Annotated in this window: 12 protein-coding genes; 5 read left to right on the forward strand and 7 right to left on the reverse strand. The window is 63.4% G+C overall.

The window, feature by feature from the left end:
• Positions 1 to 123: 123 nt before the first annotated feature.
• Complete coding sequence (locus NKI49_RS11690; RefSeq protein ID WP_352600302.1) at positions 124 to 1,191, forward strand: alpha/beta fold hydrolase; 1,068 nt, start codon at positions 124 to 126, stop codon at positions 1,189 to 1,191.
• 197 nt (positions 1,192 to 1,388) lie between these two features.
• Here the strand turns inward: NKI49_RS11690 and nadE are convergent, their stop codons facing one another.
• From nadE to NKI49_RS11715, 4 genes are all read right to left on the reverse strand, one after another.
• Positions 1,389 to 2,216 (reverse strand): NAD(+) synthase, encoded by an 828-nt coding sequence (gene nadE / locus NKI49_RS11700; RefSeq protein WP_352600304.1) that lies wholly within the window; start codon positions 2,214 to 2,216, stop codon positions 1,389 to 1,391.
• 59 nt (positions 2,217 to 2,275) lie between these two features.
• Positions 2,276 to 2,515, reverse strand: a complete 240-nt coding sequence (locus NKI49_RS11705) for a hypothetical protein (RefSeq protein ID WP_352600306.1) — start codon at positions 2,513 to 2,515, stop codon at positions 2,276 to 2,278.
• A 276-nt stretch (positions 2,516 to 2,791) separates the two neighbouring features.
• Entirely contained in the window at positions 2,792 to 4,225 is a 1,434-nt protein-coding gene (pyk, locus tag NKI49_RS11710) for a pyruvate kinase (protein ID WP_027023535.1), read from the reverse strand.
• On the reverse strand, positions 4,222 to 4,686 hold the full coding sequence (locus NKI49_RS11715) for a DUF1036 domain-containing protein (RefSeq protein WP_502899497.1): 465 nt from the start codon (positions 4,684 to 4,686) through the stop codon (positions 4,222 to 4,224). The genes pyk and NKI49_RS11715 overlap by 4 nt, the downstream gene beginning before the upstream one ends.
• Before the next feature lie 269 nt (positions 4,687 to 4,955).
• Between NKI49_RS11715 and NKI49_RS11720 the strand changes: the two genes are divergently transcribed.
• The 3 genes from NKI49_RS11720 (at position 4,956) to NKI49_RS11730 (ending at position 7,692) form a co-directional block, all read left to right on the forward strand.
• Positions 4,956 to 5,753 (forward strand): N-formylglutamate amidohydrolase, encoded by a 798-nt coding sequence (locus tag NKI49_RS11720; RefSeq protein ID WP_352600308.1) that lies wholly within the window; start codon positions 4,956 to 4,958, stop codon positions 5,751 to 5,753.
• Positions 5,754 to 5,763: 10 nt separating this feature from the next.
• Positions 5,764 to 6,072, forward strand: a complete 309-nt coding sequence (locus NKI49_RS11725) for a DUF1244 domain-containing protein (RefSeq protein WP_352600310.1) — start codon at positions 5,764 to 5,766, stop codon at positions 6,070 to 6,072.
• A 438-nt stretch (positions 6,073 to 6,510) separates the two neighbouring features.
• Positions 6,511 to 7,692, forward strand: coding sequence for an MFS transporter (locus NKI49_RS11730; protein ID WP_352600312.1), 1,182 nt, complete (start codon positions 6,511 to 6,513; stop codon positions 7,690 to 7,692).
• On the opposite strand, the gene NKI49_RS11735 is transcribed toward NKI49_RS11730, so the two are convergent.
• Positions 7,650 to 8,564 (reverse strand): LysR family transcriptional regulator, encoded by a 915-nt coding sequence (locus tag NKI49_RS11735; RefSeq protein WP_352600314.1) that lies wholly within the window; start codon positions 8,562 to 8,564, stop codon positions 7,650 to 7,652. The two genes, NKI49_RS11730 and NKI49_RS11735, sit on opposite strands and share 43 nt — an antisense overlap.
• Positions 8,565 to 8,661: 97 nt before the next feature.
• Here NKI49_RS11735 and NKI49_RS11740 point away from each other — a divergent pair, with 97 nt between their 5' ends.
• Positions 8,662 to 9,633, forward strand: a complete 972-nt coding sequence (locus NKI49_RS11740; protein WP_352600316.1) for an SDR family oxidoreductase — start codon at positions 8,662 to 8,664, stop codon at positions 9,631 to 9,633.
• Positions 9,634 to 9,690: 57 nt separating this feature from the next.
• On the opposite strand, the gene NKI49_RS11745 is transcribed toward NKI49_RS11740, so the two are convergent.
• Positions 9,691 to 9,849, reverse strand: a complete 159-nt coding sequence (locus NKI49_RS11745; RefSeq protein ID WP_140735496.1) for a DUF3309 family protein — start codon at positions 9,847 to 9,849, stop codon at positions 9,691 to 9,693.
• 144 nt (positions 9,850 to 9,993) lie between these two features.
• Entirely contained in the window at positions 9,994 to 13,170 is a 3,177-nt protein-coding gene (locus NKI49_RS11750; protein ID WP_352600318.1) for an efflux RND transporter permease subunit, read from the reverse strand.
• Between the last annotated feature and the right edge of the window lie 78 nt (positions 13,171 to 13,248).

Raw genomic sequence — 13,248 nt, forward strand, 5'->3', positions numbered from 1 at the left:
TTATGACGGTATTACGTCATTACGGCAGTACCTCATTACGTAATGACCTACTGACCTACTGCCCTACTGCCCTACTGCCCTACTGCCCTACCCCACAACTTATCCCGTCTCACCCCGCCCCACATGAACCTGATCTACGCCGCACTGGCCTTCCTGATGGCGCTTGTCTTCGGCCTTGTCGGCGTGACGCGCGTCGGTTCATGGCGGATCGAGCGCCGCAATCCCTCGATCGGTGAATTTGCCGACATCGGCGGCGCTCATATCCACTATGTTCATGTGCCGGCGCCCGCCGGTGCCGACCTGCCGCCGATCGTCTTCATCCACGGCGCCAGCGCCAACCTCAGGGACCAGATGCTGCCGCTGCGGCCGCTGCTCGAAGGCCGTGCCGAAATGCTGTTCTTCGACAGGCCAGGCTTCGGCTGGTCGGGCCGCGGCTCCGGCAACAACGAGGACCCCTCTGCCCAGGCGAACACCCTCGCCAAGCTCATGGACGGTCTGGGCATCCGAAAGGCGATCATCGTCGGTCATTCCTTCGGCGGCGTGGTGACGTCGGCTTTCGGCCGCGAGCATCCCGACAAGACGCTTGGTCTGGTCTTCCTGGCACCGGCGACCCATCCCTGGCCGGGTGGCGCAACCTCCTGGTACTACGATCTGACCACAATTCCGGTGATCGGCCGGCTGTTCTCCGAAACGCTTGCCTATCCTGCCGGAATGCTGCGGATGGCCGACGCCACGACCTGCGTGTTCTCACCCAACAAGGTGCCGGAGACCTATCTCGCCAATGCCTCGATCCCGTTGGTGCTGCGGCCATCGGCCTTTCGCGCCAACGCCAGCGATGTCGCCGGGCTCTATCGCTATACACTCGGCGCGGCGCCCCACTATGCAGACATCCAGGCGCCGGCCGTGATCATTTCGGGCGATCGCGACAAGGTCGTCTATGCGAAGATCCACTCCGTCGGTCTCCAGCGCGACATACCCGGCGCCCAACTCGTCTGGGTGCATAATCTCGGCCACAAACCGGACTGGATTGCCCCCGATCTCGTCGTCGGCGCCATTGAGAAGGTCTCCGGCAGGGATGTCGACCTGCTGGCGATGGCCAAAAGCGTCGAAGCCCGGATCGCGGGCGATCTGTATGGCGTCGGCAAATGCGCCGATCTCAAGGAGCCGGAAGCAGAGCTTGCACCGACCTGACACGTGTCATCCGAGAGTCATCGCAAGACGCCATTGATGGGCACCGCATCTTCTTCGGTCACGGCGCATGCGCCGTTCTCGCCGGCACCTTTCTCGACCATTCTCCTCTGGAAGGATCTTACGCAGAACGGATCATCCCAGGCGGGGCTTTGCCGGAAACCATATCGACGCTTCCCATGACATTCTCGCCGAGTGAATCATGGCGCAAATGGCATCTCACGCTTGTGATGGGTCTTTTCGTACGTCCGGCAGATGATATCGAAGGCTTCCTGGCGTACCGGCTCGCCATGCAGGAAGGCGTCGATCTCGGCATAGGTGACGCCATGGGAGGCTTCGTCGGGCTTGCCCGGTGCCAGGTCCTCAAGGTCGGCGGTGGGGATTTTTTCCACCAGGAACTCCGGCGCGCCGAAGTGCCGGGCGATGGCCCGGACCTGGTTCTTCACCAGCCCGCTCAACGGCGCCAGGTCGCAGGCGCCGTCCCCGAACTTGGTGAAGAAACCCATTACCGCTTCCGCCGCGTGGTCGGTGCCGATCACCAGGCCATGGGCCGCCCCGGCGATGGTGTATTGCGCGACCATGCGCATGCGCGCCTTGGTATTGCCGAGGACGAAGTCCCGCGACAGCGCGGCCTTGCCTTCGAACGCCGCGACTTCCCCGGCCAGGGATTTGACCGCCGGGCCGATGTTCACCGTGTGGCGCTCGTCGGGGGCGATAAAGTCCACCGAAGCCTGAGCTTCGTGTTCGTCGAACTGGGTTTCGTACGGCAGGCGCACCGCAATAAAGCGGTAGTCCAGGTTGCCGGTGCGTTCGCGCAGCTCACGCATGGCGCGCTGTGCCAGCAGGCCGGCGGTCAGCGAGTCGACGCCGCCACTGATGCCCAGCACCAGGGTCTTGAGCCCGGAGTTCAGCAGGCAATCCTGGATAAAGGCGATCCGCCGCGTCACTTCGGCTTCGAGGGCGGCCTGGTCGGCGAACGGTGGCTGGACCTTGAGCTGTTCAGCAATCTGGCGCTGTACGGCTTGCATGATTCACTCCTTGCGGGATGGGGTCTTGAACGGATTGATCGGTACGGCTTGGCATGTCTCTAACCGGTGACCTGGAAGACATGGCGCGGGTAGGCCAAGAGGTTCGGGACCTTGCACCGGGCCTTGCCCCGCTCGTCGGTGATCTCCGCCATGGGCTGGCCATTGCAGGCGGTCATTTTAAGCACGATGCTCGTCGGTTGCACCCCCACGACGTCGCAGGTGAAATTGGTGCCGATGCCGGTATTGATCCGACCGCGCAGAATATCCCCAGGTGGACCTCCCGCAGCGCCGGCAGGCACTGCGCAATCCGGAAAGTCGATTTCGACCTACGAAAGATACTAGGCCCGGACCAATACCTCCATGACCCGTTCCTCGTGCACACCGCTTTCTGCGGCGCATAGACCATGCGGATGCCGCGGCAAGGGCGCTCAGGAAACACTTCAAGACACGGCTAGATCGTTTCACCGTTTCATGGAAACGGTGAAACGCTCTAACTCTTTGTTTTGATGCAATTCCCAAGGAAAAGCGCTATGCGCTTTCCCGGGAAAACCGCTCACACTTTTCCTGGAATTGCTCTAGCGGCCGGCCGCTTCCGATCCGACATAGGCGATGCGCAGCATGTTGGTAGAACCCGGCGTCCTCAGCGGCACGCCGGCGGTGATGATGACGCGGTCTCCCGGCTTGCCGAATTCTTCTTCCAGTGCGATGCGGCAGGCGCGATCGACCATGTCGTCGAGATCGGTGGCGTCGGGCGAGACGACGCAATGCGTGCCCCACAGCAGCGACAGCCGCCGCGCGGTGTTGACGATCGGCGACAAAGCCACGATCGGCACCTGTGGCCGCTCGCGGGCGGCGCGTAGCCCAGTGGTGCCGGACGCCGTATAGGTGATGATCGCCGCCAATTTCAGTGTCTCGGCGATCTCGCGCGCGGCCAGCGAAATGGCGTCGGCGCCGGTCGCTTCCGGCTCGGAGCGCTGCGCGTTGATGATGCCGGCATAGGTGGGATCGGTTTCGACTTTGGTGGCGATGCGGTTCATCATCGCCACCGCTTCGACGGGATAGGCGCCCGCCGCCGATTCGGCCGACAGCATGATGGCGTCGGCGCCCTCGAAAACGGCGATCGAAACGTCGGACACTTCGGCGCGTGTCGGCACCGGTGCGGTGATCATCGATTCCAGCATCTGTGTTGCAATCACGACCGGCTTGCCGGCACGGCGCGCGGCGCGCGTGATCTGCTTCTGGATGCCGGGCACGGCCTCGAGCGGCATCTCGACGCCGAGATCGCCGCGCGCGACCATCAGCGCGTCCGACAGTTCGATGATCTCGGCCAGCCGGGCAACTGCCTGCGGCTTTTCGATCTTGGCCATGATCAGCGCCCGGCCGCGCGCGATCTTGCGCGCTTCCGCCAAATCCTCCGGCCGCTGCACGAAGGACAGCGCCACCCAGTCGACGCCCGTGGACAACACGGCGTCAAGGTCCTTGCGGTCTTTCTCGGTCAGCGCGCCGACCGGCAGATCGGTGTCGGGCAGGCTGACGCCCTTCTTGTCTGAAATGGTGGTGCCGGCGACGACCGTGCAGACGATCGCCTTGCCATTGCTTTTCACCGCCTTCAGTTCGAGCTTGCCGTCGTCGATCAGCAGGCGATGCCCGGCTTCGACCGAACTCAGGATTTCAGGATGCGGCAGATAGACCCTGGTCGAGGTGCCGGGCTCGGGATTGTCGTCGAGCGTGAAAGTCTGGCCGACGGTGAGCACTTCCTTGCCGTTGGCGAACTTGCCGACGCGCAGCTTTGGGCCTTGCAGGTCGGCCAGGATGCCGATCGGCCGCTCGACCGCTTCCTCGACCGCGCGGATGCGTGCGACCAGCGTGCGCATCAGCTCATGATCGGTGTGGCTCATGTTGATGCGGAACACATCGGCGCCCGCTTCGAACAACTTCTTCAGCATTTCCTCCGAGGAGGAGGCCGGACCGATGGTGGCTAGGATCTTGACCTTGCGGCTACGTCTCATTGACTGTTGGTTCCCGGGGCGGCTGGAGCGCCTCCCGTTGCGGGCTCATCGGTCAGCTGGACCATCCAGCTTGCCTGCTCGCCCGTGTCATATTCCTGGAATCCGGCGCGCTGAAAGCCCCGGGCGACGCAATCGGTTACGCCGGCGATCTTGAACTCTTTTTCAGCCACGCACATGTTGATCGGGCCGTCCCAGCGTCCACCCCGCTCGGCGTCTTCTGCATAAAGATAGTAAAACCTTGATGACAGCGGCCCTTCGATCAATGTCTTGCAGCTCGATCCTTCTATGTGCCACCAGCCTTCGGTGATCCAGCCGGCCTTGGCGCGATAGCCTATACCGACGCCGACTAGATTTTGCGTGGCATTGCAGACGCGGAAATCCGCGCGCGCGGGCGAAGCCGCGACCACCGCGGACAGTCCTGTGGCGAGCGTCAGGAGCGGCATGGCGAAGGCAAAGCGCACGCGCCGCCCACCGGCGGAACTCATCCTGAAACCCCTCAAGAACCACATCAGCATCTCTCTGCGCCCCTTTTCGGAAAAGTCCGGGCGCATGTCAACGCGCCGTTTTGTCCAATTCCAATCGATTTAGAAAGACAACGCCGCACGATTCGCCGGCAGCTTCCAGATTTCCGCAGAAACCTTGGCCAAACAACGGCATTGCGCAAGCGTCGTCTTCGTGGAATGACGATAGCATCCTCCCCGGAAGCCAGCGAACAGACCATTTCCCGCCGATGACCCGATCCACAGTTTTCGCGCCTTTGGACATTGTCGAGGGCGACCGCAAGCGAGGCATCGTGCTGCTGGCCGATCATGCCCGCCGCGACCTGCCGGAGGACTATGGCAGCCTCGGTCTGCCCTTGGCGGAGTTCGACCGCCACATCGCCTACGACATCGGTGTCGAGGCGGTGACGCGCGAACTCGCCGCCTCGCTTGACGTACCTGCGGTGCTCGCCAATTTTTCGCGGCTGCTGATCGATCCCAATCGCGGCGAGGACGATCCGACCCTCATCCGCCAGCTCTATGACGGCACAGTCGTACCGGGAAACTACCCTCTCGCGCCGGAGGAGCGCGAAAGACGGCTCGACCGCTTCTACCGGCCTTATCACGACGCCGTCGGCGCCATGATAGCTTCGGTCGCGCAGGCCGCAGGGCAAGCGCCTTTCATCCTCTCCGTTCACTCCTTCACCCCGACCATGCAGGGGATCAAGCGCCCGTGGCATGTCGGCATCTTGTGGGACCGCGACGACCGGGTAGCCCGGCCGCTGATCGACATGCTCGCCGCCGACAAGAGCCTCGTCGTCGGCGACAATGAACCCTATGACGGCGCGCTGCGCGGCGACACCATGTTCAGGCACGCCATCGTCAACGGCTACGCCCACGCGCTGATCGAGATCCGCCAGGACCTGATATCAGACCAGAAGGGCATCCTTGCGTGGGCCGAGCGGCTGGCACCGATCGTTGACGCGATCGATCGCCGTGCCGATATACACACGGTGAAGCAATTCGGCTCGCGCACCGGGCCGGTATGAGGAGGTTTCGATGACCGAACTCAGTAACGAGCAGAAGCGCGACTTCGAGGCCGCCGCCTTCCGCCGGCTGCTGGCGCACCTGCGCGAACGCAGCGACGTGCAGAACATCGACCTGATGAATCTCGCCGGCTTCTGCCGCAACTGCCTGTCGAACTGGTATCGCGACGCAGCCAACGCCGAAGGCATCGATCTCTCCAAGGACCAGTCGCGGGAGATCGTCTACGGCATGCCCTATGCCGAATGGCAGGTGCTCAACCAGACCGAAGCCTCCGACGCCAAGAAAGCCGAATTCGAGGCAAGGCGGCCCAGGGACCATTAGAGGATCATTAGAGATAGGGCGAGCGGCCTTCGGCCACGGTATCTGCGATCGGCGAGGCTTCTCCGATTTCGCCACCCTAGGGTGGAGCACTCGCGAAGCGACGTCGCGGAAACCCTGGGATCCTGTGCGACGGTCGCCAAGAGCACAGCGGCTCAGAATGAAAGGTCGCGCTCACCGGAGCTAATTTTGCACCGTAGCATCGCTCAGAAGTCGCGGCATGGATCCTCGGGTCTGCGCCGCGTCGCTACGCTCCTTGCTCCGCCCGTGGATGACGAAGGGGAAGCGTTTCCGTTAGTCTCCAACGTAGTAAGTCCGCCAAGAACGATGCCGGTCCTATTTCGGCCTTTGGTCCAGGCATTTCCCTGCGAGCAGCGCTTGACTGGAAATTGAATCGATCTAATTTGCCGCGCAAAGCCATTTTCTGACCGGATTCGCCCGATGAACGCGCAAAACGCCATGCAGACTGCCATTCGCGGACGATGGGCCGTGGCCGCCATTTTCCTTGCCAATGGCTTTCTGACCGGCAGCTGGGCGCCACAGATTCCGGTGTTCCTGACCCGGCTGGATATATCCAAATTCACGCTCGGCCTGCTGATTCTTTTGTTCGGCGCCGGCGCCGTCGCCGCCATGACCTGGTGCGGCCACCTGATCTCCAGGCATGGCTCGCGCACCGTGCTGCGCTGGTTCGGTCTTTGCGGCAGCCTTGGCTTGCTGGTGGTGGCATTGGCGCCCAACGTTCCGCTGGCCGCCATCGCCATGTTCATCTTCGGCGGCTCGATCGGCGGCATGGATGTCGCCATGAATGCCAATGCCGTGGTGGTTGAACGGCGGCTCTCCCGCGCCATCATGTCATCCTCGCATGGTTTCTGGAGCCTTGGCGGTTTCTTCGGCGGCGCGCTTGGCGGCTTCGCCATTCAGAATTACGGCCACCTCGCCCACGCCGCGGTGGTAACGGCGCTTGCCTTCGCGGTGATCGCGGCGGCGGTCCGCCACCTGATCGCCGAGGCGAGGCCGCAAGCAGCCGAGCATCATAAATTCACGCTGCCGGCCAACCCGCTGGTCTACCTCGTCGGCCTGATGGCGCTGCTGACGATGATCTCGGAAGGCGCGGTGCTCGACTGGGCAGCCCTGTATCTGCGGCAGGAACTCGGTGCCGATCTTGCCATTGCCGGTCTTGCCTATGCTGCCTTTTCCGGTGTCATGGCGGTCATGCGCTTCTTCGGCGACGGCGTGCGTAACCGCCTCGGCGCGGTCACGACGCTACGCGGCTCGGCGATCGTCGCCGCCGCCGGCATGCTGGTCGCCGGCCTGTCGCCCTCGCCCTGGCTTGCCATCGCCGCTTTTGCCCTTTGCGGCTTCGGCATTGCCAACATGGTGCCGATCATCTTTTCAGCTGGCGGCAACCAGGAAGGCATGTCGTCGGGAACCGGCATGAGCGTCGTCACCACCATGGGCTACTCCGGTATCCTCGTGGCGCCGTCGGCGATCGGCTTCGTTGCCGAGCATTCCAGCTTCGGCCCGATCTTCATTGCGATGTCAGGCCTGCTGATCGTTGTCCTGCTGATGGCCGGACTTGCTCACCGCGCCGAGTTCGCCCCTGACGCAGCACCCGCCGAATAGCGCTTCAGCTCGTCGTGGAGAAAATCCGCCACGCGGCGGATGCGCACACTGGTGCGCACGTCGCGGTGCATGGCCAGCCACACCGGCAGATCGGGCAGTGGAAAGCCAGGCAGCACCTTTTCCACCAGCGGGTCGCGGTCGGCCAGCGGCTCCTGGCCGAGACCAATACCGTTTCCCGCCCGCACCGCTTCCCACAGGACGATCTGGTTATCCGCCCTGAAGCGGAAACTGCCACGGGTGACGGGAATGCCATGCTGGACAAAGGCACGAAGCATTTCGTCGCTGCGGTCGAAGCCGACCAGCGCGTGCCCGGCAAGATCGGCGGGCTCGCCGGGACGACCACGCCTGTCGAGATAGGATTTGGCTGCACAGGCGCAGAGCGGGATATCGCAGACCTTGCGCGCCACCAGCTCGTTTTGCGCCGGCCTGACCATGCGGATGGCGATGTCGGCATCGCGGCGTAGCAGGTTCTCGACTTGGTTCGAGGCGACGATCTCGACCTCGATCCCCGGTTCCTCCACGCCGAGCCGTGCCATCATCTCCGGCAGCACATAAGCCGCCACCACCTCGCTGGCGGCAATGCGCACCGTGCCCTCGATCGCCTCGACCGAGCCCAGCGCCAGCAGCGAAAAAGCGCTCGCCTGCTCGCTTACCGCCTTGCCGCGCTCGAACAGCGTGCCGCCGGCTTCCGTCAGTTCATAGCCACGCCGCCCACGCCGGAATAGCGTGACCCCGAGCGCCTGTTCGAGCTCGCCGATGTGACGGCCAAGGGTCGGCTGGCTTGCCGAGAGCTTTCGCGCCGCAGCCGAAAGGCTGCCGGTTTCCGCCACGGTGACGAAGCTCTTGATCAGGTTCCAGTCGATTTCATCCATTCATTTCTGAATATCAGGACTCCATTCACAGTCAATTTCCATTCGCATATGAGGTGATCATATTCGGACTGCAAATCCCAACCCAGGAGTACTTCCAATGACCAAGATCGCAATTCTCGGTGCCAATGGCCGGCTGGGCCGCGTGGTCGCCAAGGCCTTCATCGACGCCGGCCACGATGTCCGCACCATCACCCGCAGCGGCAAGATGCCTGACGAACTCAAGGGCGCCACGGCCGTTGCCGGCGACGCCCTCGACCGCGAAGCCCTCATCCGCGCCACGCAAGGCGTCGATCTCATCTTCAACAGCCTGAGCCCGATCTACACGGACTGGGGCAAATGCCTGCCGATGGCCGAGAATGTGATGGCCGCCTGCCATGCGAACGGTGCGCTGCATCTCTTTCCCGGCACCGTCTACAATTACGGCTCGCCGATGCCGGCGGTGATCACCGAAGACACGCCCTTCTATCCGACAACGGAAAAGGGCCGCATCCGTGTCGCCATGGAAGATCTGTTTCGTCGCGAAGCCGAGGCCGGGCGCGTCCGCACCGTACTCTTGCGGGCCGGCGACTTCTTCGGCGGCACCGGCAGCGGATCATGGTTCGATCTGGTCGTCGCCGCCAAGATGAACAAGGGCACCTACACCGCGCCCGGTCCGGTCGATCTGGTGCACGAATGGGCCTATCTGCCGGATTTCGCCAAGGCCTTTGTTGGCCTGGCGAAAAACCTCGACAAGCTCGACGCCTATGAATCCCTGAACTTCCCGGGCCATGCAGTCACCGATCTGCAGATCAAGGCGGCTTCCGAGAAAGCGCTCGGCCGCGCGCTCAAGATGACCTTGATGCCTTGGTGGGTGCTGCGTGCCGGCAGCCCGTTCGTGGCGATGTGGCGCGAGATCGTCTCGATGTCCTATCTGCGCTTCGAACCGCACCAACTGGCCTCGGCGAGGCTGGAAGGCATCATCGGCCCAGTCCCGCATACGCCGCTCGATCAGGCGGTCGCCGAGGCTCTCGAAGATATCGGTATCCGCACAGCGGATGTTGACGTGAACGGCGTTTCGAGAGTTGCCTGAGACGCACGGCGACGGGCGCAACGGCGAAATGCCCGCTACACCCGTCCTGCGGACGGCTCAGAGCCGGCCCATCAGCAGCAGCACCAGGACCACCACCAGCACCACGCCGACAATGCCCGATGGTCCGTAACCCCAGGAGCGCGAATGCGGCCAGGCCGGCACCGCGCCGATGAGGACCAGGATCAGGACGATGATGACAATGGTGCTGATCGGCATCAGAAATTCCCCGCTCTGCGTTTGCTACGGAGCAATGCCCTGCATTGCTCCGTAGCAATGCTTTGCATCGGCTCTCTGGAGAACAATGCAAAAGGCCGCCCGATTGTTCCGGGCGGCCTTTGTCTGTGAGATCGGGAACCCTGTCTATTCGGCTGCTTTGGGGAAAGCGATCGCCGGTTCCGCTCCGGCATCCGCCGCCGGCGCATCCGGCGAGATCTCGCCCTTGCCGCGCCGCAGCAGGCGGCTGAACCAGCCGCGCCGGGCGCCGGGCTTGACCTTGGCACGGGTGAATACCATCAACATCGACGGCGTCACCACCAGCGTGAGGATGGTGGCGAAAGACAGGCCGAAGACGATTGCCGAGGACAGCGAAATCCACCATTGCGTCGACGGCGCGTTGATCGTCGTCTCATGATGGAATATTTCGAGCCCAAGGCCGAAGGCGATCGGCAGCACGCCGAGGATCGCCGAGACGGCCGTCAGCACCACCGGGCGCGCGCGCTCGCGACAGGTCTGCAGCACGGCTTCCATCTTGTCCCAACCCTCTTCGCGCAATCGGTCGTAAGTATCGATCAGCACGATGTTGTTGTTCACCACCACGCCGGCCAGCGCGATGACGCCGATACCCGACATGACGATGCCGAAGGCCTCGCCTGTCAAAAGCAATCCTAGGAACACGCCGATCGTCGCCATGACCACGCAGGACAACACCAGCCACACGCTGGTGAACTTGTTGAACTGCGCCAGCAGCACCAGGAAGATCAGGAAGAGTGCGGCGCCAAAGGCCTTGCTGAGGAAGGCGCTGGCTTCCGCGCTGTCCTCGTTGGAGCCGGCAAGCTTCCATCGGATGCCGCTGCCGAGGTCCATCTCGGAGACGGCCTTGGTGACCTGTTCCTGTACGGCGGCAACTTGCGCACCGGCGGCGACGTTGGCCTGGATCACCACGGTGCGTGCGCCGTCGATGCGGTTGAGGATGCCGACAGTCGGCTCGGGCTTGCGCACGACGAAGTTCGAGATCGGCACCGACCCTTGCGAGGTCTGCACCCTGAGCTCGTCGAGCGTCGACAGCGTGCGCCGGTCTTCCGGCAGCCGGAGACGGATATCGACCGCGTCGTCGGCCCCGGCCGGCCGGTATTCCGAGAGCTTCAGCCCATTGGTCACCAGTTGCACCACGGTTCCGACCGAAGTCGGGCTGATGCCGTATTGCGCCGCCTTGGCGCGGTCGACCTCGAGCGCCCAGTCGACGCCGGGCGGAGGCAGGCCATCCGATATGTCGATGACACTGGGCACCTTGGCGATCCGCGCCGCCACGGCCCGCGCCTTGTCGTCGAGCCCCTTGGGATCCGCGGCCGAAAGCCTGATCTGGATCGGCTTGCCGGTCGGTGGACCGGCCTCCGGCACGCGCACCTCGACATCGACGCCGGGAATGCCAGCCATGACGATGCGCAGGTCACTGAGGATCTGGTTGGCCGATTTGCGCTCGCGCCAGTCGACGAACTCGTACTGGATCACGCCGACGACGTCTTCGGGGATGTCCTGGCCGCCGCCTTGCGTCTTGCCGACACGGGTATAGACCGACTTCACGCCCGGCCAGCCGAGCAATCTGTTTTCGGCGATCCTGGTTGCCGTGTCCATTTCGGCCAGCGAAAGGTTGCCGCGCGCATGCACATAGAGCAGGCCGTAGTCCGGCTCGACGCTGGGGAAGAACTCGACGCCGGCGCCATATTTCGAATAGGCAAAACCGACACCGAACAGCAGCGCGACAGTCAGCACCAGCACGGTGACGGGGAAGCGCACCGCCTGCTTGACCACCGCCATGTACCAGCCGTCGCGATTGTCATCCTCGTGGTGCTGTGGCGCCTTGGCGAAGATCGCCCCCAGTGTCGGCGCGAACACCAGCGCGTAGAGCATCGAGGCCGACAGCGTGACGATCAGCGTGATCGGCATGTACTTCATGAAATCGCCGATGATGCCCGGCCAGAACAGCAGCGGCGAGAAGGCGGCGATGCGCGTCATCGTCGCCGCGATGACCGGGCCTGCCATGCGCTTGGCGGCAAGCGCGAAGGCCTCTTCCTTCGGCATGCCTTCGCTCATGCGCCGTTCCGCGAATTCGGTGACGATGATGGCGTCGTCCACCAGCATGCCGACGGCCAGGATGAGGCTGAACAGCACGATCATGTTGATCGTGTAGCCCATCATCGCCAGCAACAGGATGCCGATCAGGAAGGATGACGGGATGGCGAGGCCGATGAGCAGCGAGGCGCGTCCCGACAGTGCGTAGAGAATGACGATGAACACCAGGATCACGGCGATCATGACGTGGTTCTGCAAGTCGCCCAGCAGCTGGTTGACGAAGACCGACTTGTCCTGCGTGTAGGTGACGTGCATGCCTTCGGGCATGGTCTTGATGAAGGTGTCGGACACCTCCCTGACATGGTTCAGCGTGTCGATCAGATTGGCGCCGATGCGCTTCTTCACCTCGATGGCGATAGCCGGCTTGCCGTCGAGGCGGGTCACCGTCTCGGCGTCCTTGAAGGTCGAGCGGATGGTGGCGATATCCTTGGCCTGCACCACGGCAGTGGGCGTGGCGACGACCGGCAGGCTGGCGACATCCTCCGGCGTTTCGATCAACGAGGGCACCTTGACCGCATATTTGCCTTCGGAGCCTTCGAGGTTGCCGGCAGCGACCAGGCTGTTCCAGGCGCCGACACCCTGCATCATCTGATCGAGCTGCAGCCCATAGGACGACAGCTTCACCGGGTCGATGACCACTTCGACCAGATCGTCGCGCGCGCCCTGGAGCGAGCCTTCCAGCACGCCCGGCACTTCCTCGATGCGGTCGCGCAACTCGCGCGCCGCCGCCGTCAGCACACGCTCCGGCACATCGCCCGAAAGCGTCACGACGAGAACGGGAAACTCAGAGACGTTGACTTCCGTGACGGTCGGTTCCTCGGCCGCCTGCGGCAGGTCGGCCTTGCCGTCCTGCACTTTACTGCGCGTGTCCTGCAGCGCCGTCGCCAGATTGGTCTGCGGCTGGAACTCGACGAGCACATAGCCGCCGCCTTGGAAAGCGGCCGAGCGCATTTCCTTGAGGCCCTTCAGGCTCTTCAGCTTGGTTTCCATTGGCCTGAGCAGGAGGCGTTCCGAATCCTCCGGCGAGATGCCCTGATAGATCAGGCTGACATACATCATCGGGATCGGAACATCGGGTTCCGCTTCCTTCGGTGTCGACTGATAGGCGACCCAGCCCGCCGCCAGCAGGAAGAGCAGGGCGGATATTGTGAGGCGGGCGTTGTGGATTGCGAGTCTGACGATATCCATGACTTATGCCTGCTGTTGCTTTCGGGAGTGGCGAACGAACCGCCGTCGCCAGGGCAAGGCCCAGCGCCGGTGCCGCTG

This window comes from Mesorhizobium sp. M0587, from assembly GCF_040320945.1.
GTDB lineage: Bacteria > Pseudomonadota > Alphaproteobacteria > Rhizobiales > Rhizobiaceae > Mesorhizobium.

Excerpts from the sequence above, each read along its gene's own strand:
- NKI49_RS11750 (WP_352600318.1), bottom strand. The coding sequence starts at position 13,170 with ATGGATATCGTCAGACTCGCAATCCACAACGCCCGCCTCACAATATCC.
- NKI49_RS11720 (WP_352600308.1), top strand. The coding sequence starts at position 4,956 with ATGACCCGATCCACAGTTTTCGCGCCTTTGGACATTGTCGAGGGCGAC.
- NKI49_RS11725 (WP_352600310.1), top strand. The coding sequence starts at position 5,764 with ATGACCGAACTCAGTAACGAGCAGAAGCGCGACTTCGAGGCCGCCGCC.
- NKI49_RS11690 (WP_352600302.1), top strand. The coding sequence starts at position 124 with ATGAACCTGATCTACGCCGCACTGGCCTTCCTGATGGCGCTTGTCTTC.
- NKI49_RS11745 (WP_140735496.1), bottom strand. The coding sequence starts at position 9,849 with ATGCCGATCAGCACCATTGTCATCATCGTCCTGATCCTGGTCCTCATC.
- NKI49_RS11735 (WP_352600314.1), bottom strand. The coding sequence starts at position 8,564 with ATGGATGAAATCGACTGGAACCTGATCAAGAGCTTCGTCACCGTGGCG.
- NKI49_RS11740 (WP_352600316.1), top strand. The coding sequence starts at position 8,662 with ATGACCAAGATCGCAATTCTCGGTGCCAATGGCCGGCTGGGCCGCGTG.
- pyk (WP_027023535.1), bottom strand. The coding sequence starts at position 4,225 with ATGAGACGTAGCCGCAAGGTCAAGATCCTAGCCACCATCGGTCCGGCC.
- NKI49_RS11730 (WP_352600312.1), top strand. The coding sequence starts at position 6,511 with ATGAACGCGCAAAACGCCATGCAGACTGCCATTCGCGGACGATGGGCC.
- nadE (WP_352600304.1), bottom strand. The coding sequence starts at position 2,216 with ATGCAAGCCGTACAGCGCCAGATTGCTGAACAGCTCAAGGTCCAGCCA.